Annotated in this window: 16 protein-coding genes; 10 read left to right on the top strand and 6 right to left on the bottom strand. The window is 58.5% G+C overall.

What is annotated here, in order from left to right; genetic code table 11:
- The first annotated feature begins 5 nt into the window (after positions 1 to 5).
- The 6 genes from ACQZ6D_RS10490 to ACQZ6D_RS10465 all read left to right on the top strand — a co-directional run bounded on the left by ACQZ6D_RS10490 (position 6) and on the right by ACQZ6D_RS10465 (position 8,131).
- Positions 6 to 848, top strand: a complete 843-nt coding sequence (locus ACQZ6D_RS10490; RefSeq protein ID WP_026330689.1) for a serine hydrolase — start codon at positions 6 to 8, stop codon at positions 846 to 848.
- A 29-nt stretch (positions 849 to 877) separates the two neighbouring features.
- A complete protein-coding gene (locus ACQZ6D_RS10485; RefSeq protein WP_448729907.1) occupies positions 878 to 2,422 on the top strand; it encodes an ABC transporter substrate-binding protein in 1,545 nt (514 codons plus the stop codon).
- 127 nt (positions 2,423 to 2,549) lie between these two features.
- Positions 2,550 to 3,992, top strand: a complete 1,443-nt coding sequence (locus ACQZ6D_RS10480; RefSeq protein WP_448729906.1) for a M20 family metallopeptidase — start codon at positions 2,550 to 2,552, stop codon at positions 3,990 to 3,992.
- A gap of 362 nt (positions 3,993 to 4,354) precedes the next feature.
- A complete protein-coding gene (locus tag ACQZ6D_RS10475; RefSeq protein ID WP_003510994.1) occupies positions 4,355 to 5,284 on the top strand; it encodes a sugar ABC transporter substrate-binding protein in 930 nt (309 codons plus the stop codon).
- Between the two features lie 241 nt (positions 5,285 to 5,525).
- Positions 5,526 to 7,067 carry a sugar ABC transporter ATP-binding protein gene (locus ACQZ6D_RS10470; RefSeq protein WP_003510992.1) on the top strand — a complete coding sequence of 514 codons (1,542 nt, stop codon included), beginning with the start codon at positions 5,526 to 5,528 and terminating at the stop codon, positions 7,065 to 7,067.
- Between the two features lie 32 nt (positions 7,068 to 7,099).
- A complete protein-coding gene (locus tag ACQZ6D_RS10465; protein WP_003510990.1) occupies positions 7,100 to 8,131 on the top strand; it encodes an ABC transporter permease in 1,032 nt (343 codons plus the stop codon).
- Positions 8,132 to 8,229: 98 nt separating this feature from the next.
- Here ACQZ6D_RS10465 and ACQZ6D_RS10460 read toward each other — a convergent pair whose 3' ends face one another.
- On the bottom strand, positions 8,230 to 8,985 hold the full coding sequence (locus ACQZ6D_RS10460) for a gamma-glutamyl-gamma-aminobutyrate hydrolase family protein (protein WP_013761612.1): 756 nt from the start codon (positions 8,983 to 8,985) through the stop codon (positions 8,230 to 8,232).
- 304 nt (positions 8,986 to 9,289) lie between these two features.
- On the opposite strand from ACQZ6D_RS10460, the gene ACQZ6D_RS10455 reads away from it, so the two are divergent.
- Positions 9,290 to 10,387, top strand: a complete 1,098-nt coding sequence (locus tag ACQZ6D_RS10455; protein WP_003510986.1) for a TRAP transporter substrate-binding protein — start codon at positions 9,290 to 9,292, stop codon at positions 10,385 to 10,387.
- A gap of 313 nt (positions 10,388 to 10,700) precedes the next feature.
- On the opposite strand, the gene ACQZ6D_RS10450 is transcribed toward ACQZ6D_RS10455, so the two are convergent.
- Entirely contained in the window at positions 10,701 to 12,182 is a 1,482-nt protein-coding gene (locus ACQZ6D_RS10450) for a TRAP transporter large permease (RefSeq protein WP_003510985.1), read from the bottom strand.
- 32 nt (positions 12,183 to 12,214) lie between these two features.
- On the bottom strand, positions 12,215 to 12,754 hold the full coding sequence (locus ACQZ6D_RS10445; RefSeq protein WP_003510982.1) for a TRAP transporter small permease subunit: 540 nt from the start codon (positions 12,752 to 12,754) through the stop codon (positions 12,215 to 12,217).
- A gap of 415 nt (positions 12,755 to 13,169) precedes the next feature.
- On the opposite strand from ACQZ6D_RS10445, the gene ACQZ6D_RS10440 reads away from it, so the two are divergent.
- Together ACQZ6D_RS10440 and ACQZ6D_RS10435 are read left to right on the top strand one after the other, a co-directional pair.
- Positions 13,170 to 13,394, top strand: coding sequence for an aa3-type cytochrome c oxidase subunit IV (locus tag ACQZ6D_RS10440; RefSeq protein WP_003510978.1), 225 nt, complete (start codon positions 13,170 to 13,172; stop codon positions 13,392 to 13,394).
- 82 nt (positions 13,395 to 13,476) lie between these two features.
- The gene (locus ACQZ6D_RS10435; RefSeq protein ID WP_448729905.1) at positions 13,477 to 14,010 is read left to right on the top strand and encodes a hypothetical protein; all 534 of its coding nucleotides are present in this window, start codon (positions 13,477 to 13,479) and stop codon (positions 14,008 to 14,010) included.
- Positions 14,011 to 14,071: 61 nt separating this feature from the next.
- On the opposite strand, the gene ACQZ6D_RS10430 is transcribed toward ACQZ6D_RS10435, so the two are convergent.
- Positions 14,072 to 15,325 (bottom strand): NAD(P)/FAD-dependent oxidoreductase, encoded by a 1,254-nt coding sequence (locus tag ACQZ6D_RS10430; RefSeq protein ID WP_003510975.1) that lies wholly within the window; start codon positions 15,323 to 15,325, stop codon positions 14,072 to 14,074.
- 332 nt (positions 15,326 to 15,657) lie between these two features.
- On the opposite strand from ACQZ6D_RS10430, the gene ACQZ6D_RS10425 reads away from it, so the two are divergent.
- Complete coding sequence (locus ACQZ6D_RS10425; RefSeq protein WP_019564699.1) at positions 15,658 to 17,394, top strand: methyl-accepting chemotaxis protein; 1,737 nt, start codon at positions 15,658 to 15,660, stop codon at positions 17,392 to 17,394.
- Positions 17,395 to 17,464: 70 nt separating this feature from the next.
- On the opposite strand, the gene ACQZ6D_RS10420 is transcribed toward ACQZ6D_RS10425, so the two are convergent.
- A complete protein-coding gene (locus ACQZ6D_RS10420; protein WP_003510972.1) occupies positions 17,465 to 18,784 on the bottom strand; it encodes an LLM class flavin-dependent oxidoreductase in 1,320 nt (439 codons plus the stop codon).
- Between the two features lie 18 nt (positions 18,785 to 18,802).
- A complete protein-coding gene (locus tag ACQZ6D_RS10415; RefSeq protein WP_019564697.1) occupies positions 18,803 to 20,149 on the bottom strand; it encodes an MmgE/PrpD family protein in 1,347 nt (448 codons plus the stop codon).
- Positions 20,150 to 20,153 lie beyond the last annotated feature (4 nt).

The raw sequence follows: 20,153 nt of genomic DNA, 5'->3' as shown, positions 1-20,153 counted from the left end.
TGACAATGACTGTGGCTGCCCAACTGAATGCTATCTGTGATGCACAGCCTTTTGTGACGCGCTTCATGGTGCGCAATCTCCTGACCGGCGAAGAGATCGGAAGGGGAGAAAACGAGGAGACCCCGTCGGGCAGCACCCGCAAGACGTCGATCATGATGGCCGTGCTCAAGGCTGCCAGCGAAGGGCGGCTCGATCTCGACCAGCCGGTCACCTACGAGAAGAGGCTGGCGGAAGAGGTGGCCAGCGGCATGTTCCGCTATCTGACGCCGGGCATCGTCATTTCCCTGCGCGATGCACTCGCCGGCATGATGGTGCTGAGCGACAATGTCTGCACCAAGATGGTGCTGGAGCGGCTGACGCTTGAGGAGGTGGACAGCTATTGCAAGACGCTCGGCATGGCTAATACCCACCACCGTTTCCTCATTCCACCGTTGGCGCTGGCGGCCGATCATCCGCTGAAGACCGTCACCACCACCTCGGCGGCGGACCAGGTGCTGCTGCTTCAGACCATTCTTGATGCCCAGTCCTCGCCAGAGGCGCAGGCAAAGCTCGGCTGCAGCCCGCAATTGTGCGGCTGGGCAATGCAGACGCTGAAAAACCAGATATTGCGCTACGGAATCCGCTCCCGCCTGCCATTCGAGGCTGTGGTGGCGAGCAAGAGCGGACGCGGCAAGCGCGGGCGTATGGACGCCGGCATCGTCTACAGAAACGGCGCGCCGTCTTTCATCATCACCGCCTATACCGATGAAGTGCCGCAGGTGATGCCTGACGGCACGCCGGGATACACCATCGCGCTCGAAACGATCGGCCGGCTGGCGCAGGCCTGCTGGGACGGCTTTCAACAATGATAATCAACGACAACAAAGAGGGTAGAACAGTGAACAAACTTCTTCTCGCAGGCGCGGCCCTGCTCGTAACAGCCAATATCGCGGCGGCTCGCGACATCACCATTGCGCAGAGCTCCGATCTGCGCAGCAGCAATCCCGGCGTCAATCGTGACGGCAATACGGACGGGGTGATCCTGCACATCGTCGAAGGCCTCGTCGGTTACAACAATGGCGGCGAAGTAAAGCCGCTGCTTGCCGAGAGCTTCGAGGTTTCGCCAGATGGCCTCACCTATACGTTCAAGCTGCGCGCGGATGTAAAATTCCATAACGGCAAGCCGCTCACCGCAGAAGATGTCGTCTGGAACTGGACGCGCTATCTGAAGCCCGAAACCAAATGGGCTTGCCTGAATGATTTCGTGGAAGGCGGTGCCGCGCATGTCACCGGCGTCAAGGCCACGGACGCCTCCACGGTTCAGATTACGCTTGAAAAGCCGTCAGCCGTTTTCCTCGGCCTGATGTCGCGGCCCGAATGCGGTTATACCGGCATGATCTCGCCGGAATCCATTGCCGCTGACGGCAGCTTCGTCAAGCCCATCGGCACCGGTCCGTTCCAGTGGAACGAATGGAAGAAGGGTGAATATATCCGTCTCGCCAAATTCGCGGATTATGTTTCGCCTGTAAATGACGGCAAGCCGGATGGCATGGTCGGCTCCAAGCGGCCGCTGGCCGACGGCATCAAGTTCATGGTTATTCCGGACGCCTCGACCGTGAAGGCGGGCCTCGAATCCGGCGTGCTCGACACCGCCGAGATTTCTCCCGATCTCATTCCGGAGTTCAAGACGAATGAGAAGATGCAGCTCATTGTTGCCCGCAACAACGGCAAGAACCTTTTCTATATTCAGACCCGCGACAAGGTGCTGAGCAATCCCGGCGTGCGCCGCGCCATGGCGATGGCGCTTGATCTCGATGAACTGGTCGCCGCCGCATCGAACGGTACGGGCGAAGCCAACGGCTCGATGGTTTCGCAGGACTCGGTCTATTTCGATGAAACCCAGAAGAAGCGTCCGGCCTATGACATCGAGGCAGCCAAGAAGGAACTGGAGGCAGCCGGTTACAAGGGCGAGCCGATCTCTATCATCGCCAACAAGCGCGGCAATGTGCCGAGTTTTCCGGCAGCCGTCATGGCGCAGGCCATGATGCAACAGGCGGGTCTGAACGTACAGATCGAGGTGCTGGACTATGCCACGCAGGTGGATCGTCGCCGTTCCGGCAATTATCAGGTGATCTCGCAGTCTGTCGCGCCGCGTCTCGATCCGGCCCTGATGTATGCATTCTACGTCGGTAACAAGGACAAGAACGCCTCCCTGATGTGGGATGATCCGAAGGCGATCGAGCTGATGAAGGCTGCCTATGTTGAGGCCGACCAGGCGAAGCGCCAGAAAATTTTCGACGAGTTCCACGAACTGATGCTGAAGGAAATGCCGGGCATCTTCCTTTACGACATGGTCGATGTCTGGGGCGCGACCAAGAAGCTCAAGGGTCAGCCGGTGTGGCAGTCGAACGCCCGCCTCTGGGAAGTCTCGGTCGACAACTGATCCAATATTGCCCGCGCCGGAAGCAAAGCCCGGCGCGGGCATTTGCCATCATGACCGTAATGATTTGGCGGCCCCCCGCCGAAGCGTTTGCGTGCGCCCTTAAAGGGCAGGAATGCGAGGACAAGCCATGAACCGTGAAGCCGTGATGTCGATTGCCGCCGAAATCGAGTCAATGAAGCCACATTTCACCACTTTGAGCGACAGCATCTGGGATTTTGCCGAACTCAAATTCGAGGAGAAGCAATCCGCCGGGGTTCTGGCGAACACGCTTGAGGAAAACGGCTTTGTGGTCCGCCGCGGTGTAGCTGGCATGGACACGGCCTTCATCGGTGAATTCGGCCACGGCAAGCCGGTTATTGCCTTCCTAGGCGAATTTGACGCGCTTGCTGGCATGAGTCAGATGGCCGGCGTGGCTGAGCCAAAACCGCTTGAACCCGACGCCACCGGCCATGGCTGCGGCCACAATCTGCTCGGCGTCGGCTCGCTGATGGCCGCCATCGCACTTGCCCGGCATCTGAAAGCCAACAACCTGCCCGGCACGGTGCGTTATTATGGCTGCCCCGGCGAAGAGGGCGGTTCCGGCAAGACTTTCATGGTGCGCGCCGGTCTGTTTGACGATGTCGATGCGGCTTTGACGTGGCATCCCGCGCCCTTCAACGGCGTACGCTCCACCAACAATCTCGCGGTGCTGGAATATTTTTATCGTTTCAAGGGCGTTGCTTCCCATGCCTCCAACGCCGCCCATCTTGGTCGCTCGGCGCTAGATGCTGTCGAATTGATGAATGTTGGCGTCAATTTCCTGCGCGAACACATGCCGCAGGATTGCCGGGTGCATTATGCGATCACCGATGCCGGCGGCAAAGCGGCAAATGTGGTGCAGGCAAAGGCCGAAGTGCTCTATCTGATCCGCGCACCTGAAATGCGCCAGGCGCTCGATCTCGCAGCCCGTGTGGACAAGGTCGCGCGTGGTGCGGCCATGATGACCGAAACAGAGGTGGAGATCGTCTTCGATACCGCCTCCACCAATCTCCTGCCCAACATCACGCTCGAAACGGCGATGCATGAAAACATGGTGGCGCTTGGACCCATAGCCTTCGACGAGGCCGATCAGGCCTTCGCCAAGGTCATTCAGGACACGTTCACGGAAGAGGCGATCAAAAGCAGCATCCGGCTCTACCAGATCAAGGGCGACGTCTTTTCCAACGGGAAGATCGACGGGTCGACGCCGCTGCATCTCGGCCTGCGCGATTTCGAGGGGCAGTCGCATTTTCGTGCCGGCTCGACCGATGTCGGTGATGTCAGTTGGGTGACGCCGACAGCGCAATGCTGGACGCCCGCATGGGCAATCGGGACCAATCCGCATACATGGCAGGTGGTGGCGCAGGGCAAAAGCCCGGCCGCCCACAAAGCCATGGCACACGCTGCCAAGACGCTCGCATCGACGGGTCTTTCGCTGATGACATCGCCCGAGCTGCTTGAAAGTGTCAAAAAAGAATGGCTGGAGAAAACCGAGGGCAGTGATTATGTCTGCCCCATTCCGGCGGAGGTGATGCCCGGTTTTCACGATTAAGACGTGGCGCGTCTTTCGCGCCCGTCCAACTCTTCCACTTGTCCGTGATGTTTTATCGCAGGCAGGCCATCGACTTCCGCGAAAGTGCTCAGCAAGCGCATGAGCCCCCTCCGCCCACGCCAGGGCGAAGGGGGCTATCCCCGTTTTCTCTGAAAACTCCTGGTCATCACCGCCTTGTGTGCCGTCTCGCTTCACGGCCACGAAGAAAGCATTGACGTTCGAACCAAAAATGGAATAAATATATCGAACAACAGAAATTCGGTTTCATTATTCCGTTTTCTGGATGTGAGGAGTTAGCGGCGGGCTCTCGGGTCCGTTTCCGGCTGGGAGAGGTGGCGCTGGACACCGAGGAGGAGAAAACAATGAAAAAGCTTATTATCAGTGCGGCTATGTCTGTGCTTTTGGGCACGGCGGCACATGCCGAGACCGTCGGTGTTTCGATGGCCCTGTTCGACGACAACTTCCTGACCGTGCTGCGCAACGGCATGCAGGATTATTCCAAGGAGCTGAAGGGCGTCACCCTGCAAGTTGAGGACGCGCAGAACGACGTTGCCAAGCAGCAGAGCCAGATCCAGAATTTCATCGCCTCCAAGGTCGATGCGATCATCGTCAATCCGGTTGATACGGATGCGACGGCGGCCATGTCGAAACTTGCTGCTGAAGCCAAGATTCCGCTGGTTTACGTCAACCGCCAGCCGGTAAACGTGGATTCCCTGCCAGACGGCCAGGCCTTCGTGGCATCGGAAGAAACTGTGGCCGGCACGCTTGAAACCAAGGAAGTCTGCCGCCTTCTCGGTGGCAAGGGCAAGGCCGTGATCATGATGGGCGAGTTGTCCAATCAGGGCGCGCGCATGCGCACGCAGGCCGTTCACGATGTTCTGAAAACCGATGAATGCAAGGGCATTTCCGTGGTTGAAGAGCAGACGGCCAATTGGCAGCGCACGCAGGGTTCCGACCTCGTCACCAACTGGCTGTCCGGCGGTATCGAGTTCAATGCCGTCATCGCCAATAACGATGAAATGGCGATCGGCGCTATCCAGGCTCTGAAGGCCGCGGGCAAGGACATGAAGGAATATGTCGTTGCCGGTGTGGACGCCACGCAAGACGCTCTTGCCGCCATGCAGGCAGGCGATCTCGACGTGACGGTCTTCCAGGATGCGGCTGGCCAGGGCAAGGGTGCTCTCGATGCCGCACTGAAGCTCGTCAAGGGCGACAAGGTTGACAAGAAGGTCTACATTCCCTTCCAGCTCGTTACCCCGGAAAACGTCAAGGACTACGTAGCCAAGAACTGACGACCCTTTACCGGCATTTGCGACCGTTTCAAGCAATATCGGAAGCAAATGCCGGTTCTGGATGGCAGTCGGCGTCTCAGACGCCGAGTTGAACCAGGCTAGAATAGTATTTCAGTGAATTCAAAGTTTTACAGCGCTTATGTGTGTCTTGATCGGCACGGCGCTGTAGGCCTCCCCGGAGGATGGGCGCCTTTTGGCGAAACCTCTTCTCCGGTCATTTTTGTCTATCGTGGAGGATAAGATGGTCGTCAGCCCATCGACAATGGCCGCCGTGCGCGCCAGCGGCGCCGTGCCCAATGCAGAATATCTTCTCGCAGCGGACGGCATACGCAAGGAATTTCCCGGCGTTGTCGCGCTGGATGACGTTTCGTTCCACCTCAAGCGCGGCACCGTGCATGCGCTGATGGGTGAGAACGGCGCCGGTAAATCGACGCTGATGAAGATTCTGGCAGGTATCTACCAGCCGGATGTCGGAGAAATTCGCCTGAAGGGCGCTGCGATACGCCTCGATTCACCGCTTGATGCGCTCGAAAACGGCATTGCGATGATCCATCAGGAACTCAACCTGATGGCCTATATGACGGTGGCGGAAAATATATGGATTCGCCGAGAGCCAAAAAACCGACTGGGCTTTATCGACCATGGCGAAATGTATCGCCGCACCCAGACACTGCTCGAAAGGCTCGGTATCGATCTCGATCCGGAAATGCGTGTCGGCGAACTATCGGTCGCAAGCCGGCAGATGGTCGAAATCGCCAAGGCGGTTTCCTACGATTCCGACGTTCTCATCATGGACGAACCGACGTCAGCGTTGACGGAGCGCGAGGTGGAACATCTGTTCCGCATCATCCGCGACCTCAGGGACCGCGGTATCGGCATCGTCTACATCACTCACAAGATGAATGAGCTTTTCGAGATCGCCGATGAGTTTTCCGTCTTTCGCGACGGCAAATATATCGGCACCCACGCGTCCACCGATGTGACGCGAGACGACATCATCCGCATGATGGTGGGGCGCGAAATTACCCAGATGTTCCCGAAGGAAGAGGTTCCGATCGGCGATGTGGTGCTGTCGGTCAAGAACCTGACGCTGAACGGCGTCTTCCATGACGTGTCATTTGATGTTCGCGCCGGGGAAATTCTAGGTGTCGCCGGCCTTGTCGGTTCTGGCCGCTCGAACGTGGCGGAAACGGTGTTCGGCGTTACGCCGGCGTCTTCGGGCACTGTGGAAATCAACGGCAAGCCTGTGTCGATCGCAAGTCCGACAGAGGCGATCCGTCACCGCATGGCGTTCCTGACGGAAGACCGCAAGGATACCGGCTGCCTGCTGATCCTCAATATTCTTGAGAACATGCAGATCGCGGTTCTTCAGGACAAATATGTCGCCAACGGCTTCGTGCAGGAAAAGACGCTTTCGGAAGCCTGCGACGACATGTGCCGCAAGCTCCGGGTCAAGACGCCCAATCTTTACGAACGCATCGAAAACCTGTCGGGCGGTAATCAGCAGAAGGTGTTGATCGGGCGCTGGATGCTGACACAGCCACGCATCCTCATTCTGGATGAGCCGACGCGCGGGATCGATGTTGGCGCAAAGGCCGAAATCCACAAGCTGGTTGGCGAGATGGCGCGCAATGGCGTCGCCGTCATCATGATTTCCTCCGAAATGCCGGAGGTTCTGGGCATGAGCGACCGTATCATGGTCATGCATGAAGGTCGCGTGACGGGCTTCCTTGACAGAAGTGAAGCCACACAGGTGAAGGTGATGGATCTCGCATCGCGGTGAGGCGCGCCGGGATTTCTCGAGGAGGAATGACTATGAATACGAACGCCGCCGCCAACGCAGAGTTGGATGCAAAATCCGGACGCAAGCCGCACAGGCGCATACCGCCCGAAGCAAATATATTTTTCGTGCTGATTGGCATCGCGCTGGTTTACGAAATTCTTGGCTGGATTTTCATCGGCCAGAGCTTTCTGATGAACCAGCAGCGCCTGACGATCATGATCCTGCAGGTGTCCGTCATCGGCATCATCGCCGTCGGCGTCACGCAGGTCATCATCACCGGCGGCATCGATCTGTCCTCCGGTTCGGTCGTCGGTCTGACGGCGATGTTGTCCGCCAGCGTGGGGCAGTCGTCCACATGGCCGCGGGCGCTTTACCCGGGTCTGACCGATCTGCCTTTCTTCATGCCGCTGGCTGTCGGCATTCTGGCTGGCGCTTTGGCCGGTTTCATCAACGGGCAGCTTATAGCACGCACGAAAATCCCGCCCTTCATCGCAACCCTGGGCATGATGGTGACGGCGCGCGGCCTTTCCAAATGGTACACCAAGGGCCAACCGATTTCCGGTCTGACCGACGGTTTCACCTTCATCGGAACAGGTGTCTGGCCGGTCGTGGTTTTCCTCGTCGTCGCGGTTATTTTCCACGTCGCGCTGCGTTACACCCGTTACGGCAAGTTCACCTATGCCATCGGCGCCAACCAGCAGGCCGCCCGCGTTTCCGGTATCAATATCGAGGCGCATCTGATCAAGGTCTATGCCATTGCCGGCATGCTGGCCGGTCTTGCAGGTGTCGTCACCGCTGCCCGTGCACAGACGGCGCAGGCCGGCATGGGTGTGATGTATGAACTCGACGCCATCGCCGCGGCCGTTATCGGCGGCACTTCGCTCGCCGGCGGTGCTGGCCGTATTACCGGCACAGTGATCGGCACCATCATTCTCGGTGTCATGACATCCGGTTTCACGTTCCTCAGGGTCGATGCCTATTACCAGGAGATCGTCAAGGGACTGATCATCGTGGCCGCCGTCGTCGCTGACGTCTACCGCCAGAAGAAACGCGCAAAACGCTAAGCACTCCTCCTCCCGGACCTGGGGCAGGCCTTCAGGCTTGCCCCTTTTTTTGTCCTATCGACAAGGACCTGAATGGCCTTGGAGGGGAGGGGTCGGTTTCAGGTCTTGCTGTTGCGGTACTCGTGAACTGCCTTGCCGAAAGCTTCGAACAAAGCGCGCGAGGGTGCGTCTGTCTCGGCCCAATATTCCGGGTGCCATTGCACACCAACGGCAAAGCCCTTGGCATCGATGACGGAAACGGCCTCGATCGTGCCGTCTGCCGCCGTCGCCTCCACCTGCAGGCGTGGCGCGGTCTCGGCAATTGCCTGCCGATGCAGCGAATTGATCTGGATTTCTCCCGACATGCCAAGATGCTGTGCAATGCAGGAGCCTTCGCGCACATGCACCGGCTGGCGGATGGCGAAGGCCACGTCGCGGTCCTCATGTTCCGGCTTGCGGTGGTCCCAAATTCCGGGCTGTTCCTGAATTTCGGAAGCAAGCGTGCCGCCCAGCGCGACGTTCAGCTCCTGAATGCCGCGACAGATGGCAAGCATCGGAATGCCGCGTTCCAACGCCCGGCGGATCAGCGGCAGGCTGGTGGCGTCGCGGGCTGGATCGAACGGGCCGTCACTCTCCTGTGCCTCTTTTCCATAAAGAGAAGGGTGAACATTGGTGGCCGAGCCGGAGACGAGCAGGCCATCGACCCGGTCGAGGATGGCATCGACCTCATTGCCGTCCTCAAAGGCCGGAACGATGAAGGACATGACATCAGCCACCTTCAGCGCCGCGGAAAGATACTGGTTCTGCGCGGCGTGCCAGTCGGCTCCGGTGAAATGCCGGATGTCGGCGGGGACGGCGATAATCGGTTTTGGCATGGTGGCTCCGGGGGCGAATCTTCGAAAATTTGTGCGACTGCAAGCGGGCCAAGTCAAGCATGTGTTTCGTCCTCGGAACGCAATATATGCGGCTAAAGTATAAGGCGGCGTCGCGATATTTCAGTTGCAAATAAAATAGCGAAGAGGCCGCCGAAAAAATCCTGATATGGCTGGTTTTCCGGCAATTAATTCTTGGCGCGGGTGCTTGTCAGCTGGGCGGTAACCGTGCTTACTTTGCTGCGATGCCTGAACAGCACGAGGGGAATTCAAGCTGCGGGCAGCGTTGATATCTGGGAGGATATAGATGGATCGCCGTTCCTTTATGAAAAAAGGTGCGCTGGCGGGGGCTGCTGCGACAGCCTTGGCTGCGCCCGCAATTGCACAACAGAATACCAAGATCACCTGGCGACTGACGTCGTCGTTTCCGAAGTCGCTCGATACAATCTATGGCGGCGCCGAGGATATTGCCAAACATGTGGCGGCCGCTACCGACGGCAATTTCACCATCCAGCCCTTTGCTGCTGGCGAAATCGTGCCCGGCCTGCAAGCAGCCGATGCCGTATCATCGGGTACGGTGGAAATGTGCCATACCTGCTCCTATTATTACGTCGGCAAGGATCCGACCTTCGCTATCGGCACGGCGATACCGTTTGGTCTTAATGCCCGCCTGACCAATTCCTGGTTCTACGAAGGCAACGGCAACAAGCTGCTCAACGAGTTTTACGCCAAGCATAATCTCTACGGCATGATATCAGGCAATACCGGCGCCCAGATGGGCGGCTGGTTCCGCAAGGAAATCAACACCGTCGACGATTTCAAGGGTGTGAAGATGCGCATTGCCGGTCTTGCCGGCAAGGTGGTGGAAAAGCTCGGCGTGGTCCCGCAGCAGATCGCTGGCGGCGATATCTATCCGGCGCTGGAAAAAGGCACTATTGATGCCGCCGAATGGGTTGGTCCGTATGACGACCACAAGCTCGGTTTCCAGAAGGTGGCGAAATATTATTATTACCCGGCCTTCTGGGAAGGCGGACCGGTCATCCATTCCTTCGTCAATCTGGACAAGTGGAACAGCCTGCCGAAGAACTACCAGACGGTGCTGCAGGATGCCTGCGCTTTCGCCAATACCAGCATGATGGCGAAATACGACGCGAAAAACCCGATCGCCATCAAGCAGCTGGTTTCGGAAGGTGCCGTGCTGCGGCCCTTCAGCCAGGAAATCCTCGAGGCCTGCTATAAGGCGGCGTTGGAAGTCTATGCCAATATTTCAGCAACAAACCCGGACTTCAAGAAGATCTACGAGGATCAGGTCGCCTTCAAGCGCGAGGGTTACCTGTGGATGCAGCTTGCGGAATATACTTTCGATACTTTCATGATGATCCAGCAGCGTAACGGCAAGCTCTGATTATTCGGTGCGGCGGACCGGACAAAAGCCTCGGGGACTTCGGTCCCCGGGGTTTTTGTTGTGCCGTCGCGCCTGCATCCGCCCGATAGGAAAGGGCGATTGACGATTGGGGCTGTCGGAAGCAAAAGCAGCAGGCTCAGTGACCAGGCGCAGTCTCGGCAATGATTGGCCACGCTGACCTCGGAAAAACCGGACAGGCTGGTCGATGACTGTCAGGTTCAATTTTCACACAGAGTAAATGGAAGGCAGGGGTGCAACCCTGTCTTCCACTCAGCAATGATCAGTTCTCCGAAAAATCCGTAAAAGACGCCGGTTAAGGCCCGATCTTCGGTGGTTCACCGAGGTTAGGCATGCCTGGCAACCCACCCGGCTGGCCTCCTGGCAGGCCGAAATTGGGCATGGTGTTGCCGCCCTGATTGCCGAAGGCAGGCACTTCGATCTTGATGGAGTTGAGGTCCACCTGGGGTGCTTTGTCCAACCAGTAGGTGACGGATTCCGGCCAGAAGATCACGATGGCGACGAGGATGAGCTGCATGCCGAGCCAGGGAATGGCACCCATGTAGATATCCGAGGTCTTGACCGTGCGCGGCGCGATTGAGCGCAGGTAGAACAGCGCGAAACCGAAGGGCGGGTGCATGAAGCTGGTCTGCATGTTGATGCAGATCAGCACGCCGAACCAGATCAGGTCGATGCCGAGCGCCTGCGCGATGGGTGCGAGCATCGGGATGACGATGAAGGCGATCTCGAAGAAATCGAGGAAGAAGGCGAGAAAGAAGATGAAGATGTTGACGAAGATCAGGAAGCCGATCGGGCCGCCCGGAATGCCCGACAACATGTGCTCGATCCACAGCGAACCGTCCATGCCCTGAAAGACGAGGGAAAAGCAGGTGGCGCCTACCAGAATGAACACCACCATGGACGTGATGTGCATGGTGGAATGCATGCCCTGCTTGACGAGATCCCAGGTGAGGCGGCGGTGGGCTGCGGCCAGCGCCATGGCGCCGACGACGCCGAGCGCGCCGGCTTCCGTTGGTGTTGCAAGGCCGAGGAAGATGGTGCCGAGCACGAGGAAGATCAGCACGATGGAGGGCACCATGCCCGCCAGCACGCGAAATACCAGTGCACGGTTGAGTTCGCCCCGCGCTTCTGGCGGCAAAGCAGGCAAATCCTTCGGCCGCACGATCGACATGAACAGGATGAAGAGCATGAAGATGGCGACTTGCAGGATCGACGGGCCAATTGCGCCGAGATACATGTCGCCGACGGATTTGCCGAGCTGGTCGGCAAGAACGATCAGCACGAGCGAAGGCGGAATGACCTGCGTGATGGTGCCCGACGCGGCGATGACGCCGGTTGCAAGCCGCGGATTGTAACCATATTTCAGCATGATCGGCAGCGAGATGACGCCCATGGTGATGACGGAGGCGGCAACCGTGCCGGTGATCGCGCCAAGGATTGCGCCGACGATGATGACGGCATAGGCGAGGCCGCCCGGAATGGCGCCGAACAGCTTGCCCGTGCCTTCAAGCAAATCTTCGGCAAGCCCGCATCGCTCCAGGATCGCGCCCATGAAGGTGAAGAACGGAATGGCGAGCAGCAGGTCGTTCGAGACGATGCCGAAGATGCGCAGCGGCAAGGCCTGAAGGAAGGCCGGCGAAAAATGCTCGGTGAAGATGCCGATGACGCCGAAAACCAGACCGACGGTGGCAAGAGAGAAAGCAACCGGAAATCCGTAGAGCATGAAGATGATCATGCCGAGGAACATCAGTGGCGGAAGAATTCCATATTCGAACATTGGAAATATCCTGAAGGTTCAGATCGCGGCGATCATTGCAGGGGTTTTTCGTACTTCGTATCGAGCGCATAAAGCCCGTTGAGGGCGCCGATGCGCTTGATGAGTTCGGAAAATCCCTGAAGAACCAGAAGGGCGAAACCGGCGAAGATGATGAGTTTCACCGGCCAGCGGATAAGCCCGCCGGCATTGGAGGACATTTCGTTCTGATGCCAGGAAAGCATGAACATCGGCCAGGAAAGCCAGGCCAGATAAAAGCATGCGGGCATAAGAAAAAGTACGATGCCGATGATGTCCACCCACAGGCGTGTGCGAGACGAGATAGCCCCGTAGATGATGTCCACCCGCACATGTTCGTTCATGCGCAGCGTGTAGGAGGCACCCACCAGCACGATGAAGGCAAACATATACCACTGGATTTCGAGCCAGCCGTTTGAACTATAGTTGAAGGTATAACGCACCATGGCGTTTCCGGCGCTGACGAGGCAGCAGACAAGCACCAGATAACCGGCGACCTTGCCCAGAGCTTCGCTGACAAGGTCGATCAGCGCACTTAATTTCAAAAGCGGTTTCATGACTTTCCCCTCTTCCCTTGCCGGGCCCTTTGCGGGTTATGGTGGCAAGCAAGCCGGTCGGCCATCGTGACGGGCACGCCTCCACGCGTATCCGCACAGCCAAATTCCGGCGTTCCTCCCCACAGAATCCCGTGTATGGGCAGGCTGTCCGAAAAGCAACCGAAACCACTATTAAACCGGCCGCATGGCCGCCGTTTTCAACCGTTTACAAAAGAATGTTGCACGACGGCACGCTTTGCACGGCATACCGTTTGCCCCGCTTGTCATCGATGTTCTTTCGTGTGGAACGCATTGCACTTTTCGCCGACTTCATGTTACCTCTGGCTCCGGAGAATCCGGCATGGGCCCGTTATCGTCCGCAGGGCAAATTGTCTTGTGCGGCGGGTATGGCGGATGGAGCAGAAGGGGAAGCGGAATGAGCGAACACCACACAGGTCCGGTTGAAGTTGGCGCCGAGATGAACTACGCCGAGCATGAAAAGACCTACAACGCTTTTCTTGCCATGACGAAGTACGGCACGATGCTGGTCTGCGTGCTGATGCTGGCCATGGTCGCGGGTTTCTTCACGTCCGTGGGTTTCCTTGGCGGCCTTATCGTTTTCCTCGTGCTTTCGGCTGCGGGTTTCATTCTGCTGCGCTGAGCAACGCTGTTCACAAGCGTGTCGCGGCGCGGACGTTGCGATGCCTTGCAACAGGCAAGCCCAAACCCGGAAAGGCGAAGCAATGAAACGCCTGTTTGCTTGGCTGTTATTGCTGGCGGTGATGTCGCATCCCGCTTTGTCGCGCGATCTTTTGCCGTCTGAGCAAGACAAGCTGCAAACACAGATAGAGCGGTTCAGCGCCGCCTTGAATGCGCAGGATTTTGATTTTGTCGGCCGGACGGTGCCGCCGAAAATCTTTGAATTCATTGCAAACGACGCGGGTGTTTCCGTCGGGCAGTTGCGTAGCGCTCTGACCACGCAGATGCAAATGGCGCTTGCAGCGGTCAAGATCACCGAATTCACCATGAACACGGCGGCGATCAGTGTGCAGCAGACGCCTGATGGAACGCCCTATGCGCTCGTTCCGACGAAAACGGTGATGGAAACCGGCGGCCAGACGATCGAAGCGAAATCCCATACCCTGGCGCTTATCGACGGTACGCAATGGTATTTGCTGCGTGTGAGCGATCAGCAGCAGGTGACCATCCTGCGAAAGGTCTATCCATCCTTCGCCACGGTGGAGTTTCCGGAAGATTCCTTACAGCAGGTGAAATAGCGTGCAGGCGTCCGCTAAACCGTAGAAACTCTAACCGGCTTGAAACCGGATTTCCGCATTGTCAGGAAAAACGCCCCGGACGGAACGGATCGACCGATATTGCGGTCTCCTCGCCGTTTGCCAGTTGGGTCACGAGGCGGGCGGTAGCTGCCGATTGCGTCAGCCCCAGATGGCCGTGGCCGAAGGCATAGATGACGGAAGGTGTGGTGCGCGCCGTGCCGATGACGGGAAGACAGTCCGGCATCGAAGGGCGGAACCCCATCCATTGCTGGCCGCCTTCAACCTTGAGACCGGGCAGGAAACGCCCGGCTTTCTTGAGCATGGCCTCGGATCGCTTGAAATTCGGCTTCAACTCCAAACCGCCCAACTCGACTGCGCCGCCAACGCGGATGCCAGACGATAGCGGTGTAACGACAAAACCGTGGTCGTTGAAATAAAGCTGGCGCGTGAGGTTGAAGGCGCCGGCGGGCAGGGTGGTGTTATAGCCGCGTTCGGTTTCCAGCGGCACGATGTTGCCAAGTGTTGCGGCAAGCGGCTTGGACCACGCGCCGCAGGCGATCACCACCTTGTCGGCGTCGATCTTGTCGCCGTTTTCCAGGGTCACGATCGTACTTTCGCCGACGGCGTCGATGCGTTCTGCCTCGCCCTTGCGCAGCTTTCCGCCACGGGCGATCACCAGGTCGAAAATGGCACGGGTGAAGTCGTAGGGATCGGAGACCTGCAAGCCATCAGGCGAGAACATGGCGTGGCGGAATTGCGGGGCAAGACCCGGCTGCAATTCGTCTATCTCGTTGCGGGCGACACGCTTGGAAGAGAAGCCTGCCTGTTCCTTTTCATCCCAGTCCTTGCGGGCAGCGTTGAGGCTGGCTTCGCTGTCGTAAAGATCGAGCGTGCCGGTTTTCGCGACAAAGTGCGAGAGCTCCGGCATGGCGGCGACATGGGCCATTTCGGTGGCAGACAGCCGGTTGATCTCGCTGAGCGTTCTCAGGCCGTGGCGAAAGTTGCGCTCAGCGCTGGCGCGCCAGAAACGCCACAGCCACGGCGCGATCTTCGGCGCATAGGCAGGCGGCACGCTGAGCGGGCCGAGCGGATCGAAAAGCCAGCGCGGTGCTTTTCTCATGATGCCGGGGGCGGGAATGGGGATGATTTCGGGAAAGGCGAGGATACCGGCATTACCGGAGCTTGCGCCCCGGGCAACTTCACCGCGCTCCAGAAGAAAGACCTCACGCCCGGCATTTTGCAGGTAAAGCGCCGCCATGGAACCGATAATGCCGGTGCCGATCACCAGCACGTCGCATTTCAGGGTTTTGGTCATCGGCGCTCCTGCAACACAAATCTTTCAAGCCCGCCATAACAATGAATGCCGTACCGATGAAAGCCCGTATCGCTCTGCGGCGGCAGAAATATCAGCACTGTGGCAAATAAGCGGTTCTCATCCGGTGCGGACGGGTTGGTAAAGGCAGCTCGGTCTGAAGTATTCTTGCCAACAGTTTCGGTCATTGGACCAATAGTTATGTGTCATCATTAATTGCTATTTAACAGTGTCCGGCTAGGTTTCGCGTACACGCAGACCGATCCTTTATTTTCATCTCCTTGGCATCGAGGAGGAAAGGTCCGCATACAAGTTATTGTTGGGAGTTCAAAGACATGTCTCAATTTTTCAAACTCGGTACGGACGCATCTGCGGTACTTGATGCCCTAAGCCGCTCGCAAGCCATCATTGAGTTCGATCTGACTGGCAAAATTCTGAAAGCGAACGACAATTTCTGCAAGGCGGTCGGCTATCAGCAATCAGAAATCATCGGACGTCCCCATAGCATGTTCCTGTCCCCCGAAGATGCAGCGTCACCCGAATACAAGGCCTTCTGGGCGAAACTCTCACGCGGTGAATACGATCAGGGCCAATATCGGCGGCGGTCGAAAACCGGCGACGACATCTGGATTGAAGCCTCCTACAATCCGGTTTTTCGTTTCGGCAAACCTTACAAGGTGGTCAAGATCGCTTCCGATATCACGGCGACGAAGCGCCGAAGCACCGAGGATAACGGCAAGCTGGCAGCGCTTTCGCGTGCGCAGGCGATGATCGAGTTCACTCCCGAGGGGAAAATTCTCTCCGCGAATGAGAACTTCCTGACAGCACTCGGCTACACGGCGGAAGAGATCATCGGCAATCATCATTCGATGTTTTGCGAGCGTGGCTACGTGCAGTCCGAAGAGTACCGCAATTTCTGGAAGGATCTTGGTAAGGGAGAGTTCTCGACCGGTCAGTTCATGCGGCTCGGCAAGAACGAAAAACGCGTCTTCATCCAGGCGTCCTACAACCCGATCATCGACGAGCGGGGAAAAGTCGTCAAGGTGGTGAAATTTGCCTTCGATGTAACGGACCGCGTGCATGCGGTGGAAGAACTGGGCGCGGCGCTTGAGCGTCTTTCCCAGTGCAACATCCGCGTCACGCTCGACAAGCCTTTCGTGGGTGAGTTCGAGGGGCTGAGACGGGATTTCAACAAGTCCATCGCCGAATTCCAGAAAACCCTGGAAAATGTTCTTGGGCAGACCGATGACCTGACCAGAAGCAGCCAGGAAGTCAGCGAAGCCTCTGTTCATCTCGCTGAAAGATCGCGTGAGCAGGCCGTGGCGCTGGAGGAAACCTCGGCGGCGCTGGAAGAAATCACCGCGACCGTACGGGCATCGACGGAAAACACCAAGGAAACCCGAAAACTCGTTCAGAGTGCGCGGACGTCAACGGCGGCTTCCACCGAAGTCGTTGGGCGTACCGTCAACGCCATGCAGCGCATCGAGACGGCATCGCGGGAAATCAGCCAGATTATCGGCGTTATCGACGAAATCGCCTTCCAGACCAACCTTCTTGCCCTGAATGCGGGCGTCGAAGCCGCGCGCGCGGGTGATGCGGGCAAGGGTTTTGCGGTCGTGGCACAGGAGGTGCGCGAACTTGCGCAACGCTCCGCCAGTGCCGCCAAGGAAATCAAGGCGCTCATCAACAATTCCGGCACCGAAGTTATGGAAGGCGTGCGGCTTGTTGGCGAGACGGGTGAGGCGCTGAAGCAGATCGATGCGCTGGTGAAGCACATTGACGGCAATGTCGATATGATCGCCAAGGCCGCCGATGAACAGGCCTTAGGCATCAGCGAAATCAACCGCGCAGTCAACCAGCTCGACCGGATGACGCAGGAGAACGCGGCGATGAGCGCGCGCACGACCGCCATTAGCGCTACACTTGCCCAGGGTGCGGATGTGCTGGCGCAACTGGTCAGCCTGTTCAAACTGAACCGCCGCGCGACCCAGCGCGACGACGGGGCATCCATTTCATCCAACTCGTCGCGGACGAGCCACAGTGTGAAACTGTCGGGAAGGAAAGCAGCCTGACGGATCGGCGACAGCCTGCTTCCACGTGAGCCTCTTGTCATACGGATGCCCGTCGCCGGGCATCCGTTTTTTATGCCCGCAGGGCAGGCCTGTTGATGCCGAGATGGTCGCGCAACGTCGAGCCTTCGTATTCCTTGCGGAACAGGCCACGTTCCTGCAAGAGCGGCACGACTTCGCGGTTGAATTCTTCCAACCCGCCGGGGAAGAAGGGCGGCATGACGTTGAAGCCGTCTGCCGCGCCGTTCTCGAACCACTCCTGCATGCGATCCGCAACGTCCTTGGCCGTGCCCATGACGATATGGTGGCCACGACCAGCTGCAACGCGCAGCGCCAGTTCCCGGATCGTCAACTTTTCGCGGCGCGCCAGTTCTGTCAAAAGTTCGGCGCGGCTGCGCAACTGGTCGGAAATAGGCAGGTCCGGCAGCGGGCCGTCGAGATCATACTCGGTAAGGCTATGGCCGATGCGTTCCTCAAGCAACGGCATGGCGCTCTTGATGTCGGTCCAGCGGTTCAGCTCCTTCAGCTTCTCGCCGGCCTCTTCGAAGCTCTTGCCGATGATGGGCATGAAACCGGGCATCACGGCAACGCTTGCGGGATCGCGGCCGAATTTCTCCACTCGCGCCTTTAGGCTGGTGTAGAAGGCCTGCGCCTCGGAAATGGCCTGCTGGGCTGTGAAGACGATATCGGCAGTGCGGGCGGCGAGATCCTGCCCCGGGCCGGAGGAGCCGGCCTGAATGAGAACTGGGTGACCCTGCGGCGAACGCGGAATGTTCAGCGGCCCCTTCACCGTGAAATATTTGCCTTCGTGATCGAGAATGTGGACCTTCTGCGGATCGACGTAGCGGCCGCCTTCCTTGTCCTTGACGAAGGCGTCGTCGTCCCAGCTGTCCCACAGGCCACGCACGACGTTCACATATTCTTCCGCAACGGCATAACGCTCGTCATGCTCGGGATGGCTCTTGGAGAAGTTCGCCGCCGTGCGGGCATAGGAGGTGGTAACGATGTTCCACGCCGCACGTCCGTGGCTGAGATGGTCGATGGAGGCGAAGGCGCGTGCGGTGTGGTAGGGCTCACCATAGGTGGTGGAGGCGGTGGCGGCCAGTCCGATCTTGTTTGTCACCATGGCAAGCGCCGCAAGCAGGGTAAGCGGCTCGAAACGGGCGATCATCGAGGGATGGGCGTCGACGCCGCTTGTGAGGCCATCGGCCAGAAAGACCATGTCGAACTTGGCATCTTCGGCCATTTTCGTGACACGGGTCAACAGGTCGAAATTCTCGCTGCCGGCTTCCGCATCCGGGTGACGCCAGCCGGAAACGTGGTGGCCGGCTCCTTGCAGGAACAGGCCAAGATGCATCTGTCTTTTGCGGGTATTCGTGGTCATGGTGATCATGCCTTTATTTCGGTCGTGTTATATTTGCGTTGCCAGAAGCGCTTCTAGCTTCTTGAGGTCGGCTGAGGTTTTCATGGTCCGCACCAGTGCCGGAATTCCGGCGAATTTTTCATTGCCGCCGGTGGCGTCGGCAAATTTTTCCGTGGGGTCATCAATGCCGGGAAGACCGTCAATACGGCGCGACAGCACCGTGCCATCCTTCTTCGTCACGTCGATGACCACGAAACGGGTGGTAGGATCCGGCGAGAGGCGGCGGGCGGTCTCGTCGTGCCGGCGCGAGACTTTTGCGGAAAGTCCAAGCAGGTCGGCGCGTGCAGGGCGTTCGTCGAAATGGCTGATGCCGAGTGCGCCATCCGTCAGTGCGGCGGCGAAGACATATTCGGCGCTGAAACGCGCATCGATGCCCGTGGCGGGTGTGGCCGAACCCACAAGAGCGGCATCGCCTCCCGGGGGGAAGGTGATGACGACAGTTTCGATTTCATCTGGTGCCAGATCACTGGCGCTGCGCAGTGCAAGCGCACCAACGGCAACAGGGTGGCTGGCGGTGCAGCAGGGAAATGCCTTGAGCGTCAATCCGGGAGAGACGATCTGCCAGGGTGTACCCCAGCCGGACAGGAGCCGTTTCGGCTGTTCCGCGCCAAAGGCGAAGGCGGAATAAAAGCCGATAGGGTTTTCCAGAAAATCCGGCGCGCCCTGAAAACCTGATCTTGCCAGCTGCGCGGCGGTGAGGCCAGCGCGTGTCGCAAGCCCGGCATGCAGGGGCTTGGCATCATAACCAAATTGCAGGCGAAGTCCGGCCGACTGCGTGGCGGCAAGGCCGAGTGCGATAGCGGTCGTCTGCGGGGTGAATTTGAGAAGATGGGCAATGGCCGCCGCCGCACCGATGGGGCCGAGGGTCGCGGTGGCGTGGAAGCCATTTTCGTAATGCTTTGTACCGAGCGACAGGCCAAGCCGCGCCATGGTTTCCAGCCCGACAATATAGGCGGCGATAAATGCATCCGCCGTAGAGCCTTCCTCGACCGCAACAGCCAATAGAGCGGGAACGATGGCGACGGTGGGGTGGCCGCGCACGCTGCCATGGACGTCGTCATAATCCAGCACGTGCCCCGCATGACCATTGATGAGTGCGGCCGTGAAAGCATCCGTGCGCAGATCATGGCCGACAATGCCCGCCGTGCCGGATGTGCCTGACGTAAAGCTGTCGATGAGGATTTTCGTGCTTCGGTCGTAAGCGCCACCCAGCATACAGGCAAAAAAGTCGATCAGCGCCGTGCGGGCGATCGTCACAGCCTCTTCGTCGCGGAGCGGATCAGAGGCGGCGATGGCTTCTGCCAGATGAAGGGTGAGTTTTTCGTCGGCGGTCATGGCG

The organism is Agrobacterium sp. 22-3639C2, assembly GCF_053522105.1.
The sequence above is the reverse complement of the archived record's forward strand: the minus strand, read 5'-3'. Positions and strand labels throughout refer to the sequence as shown.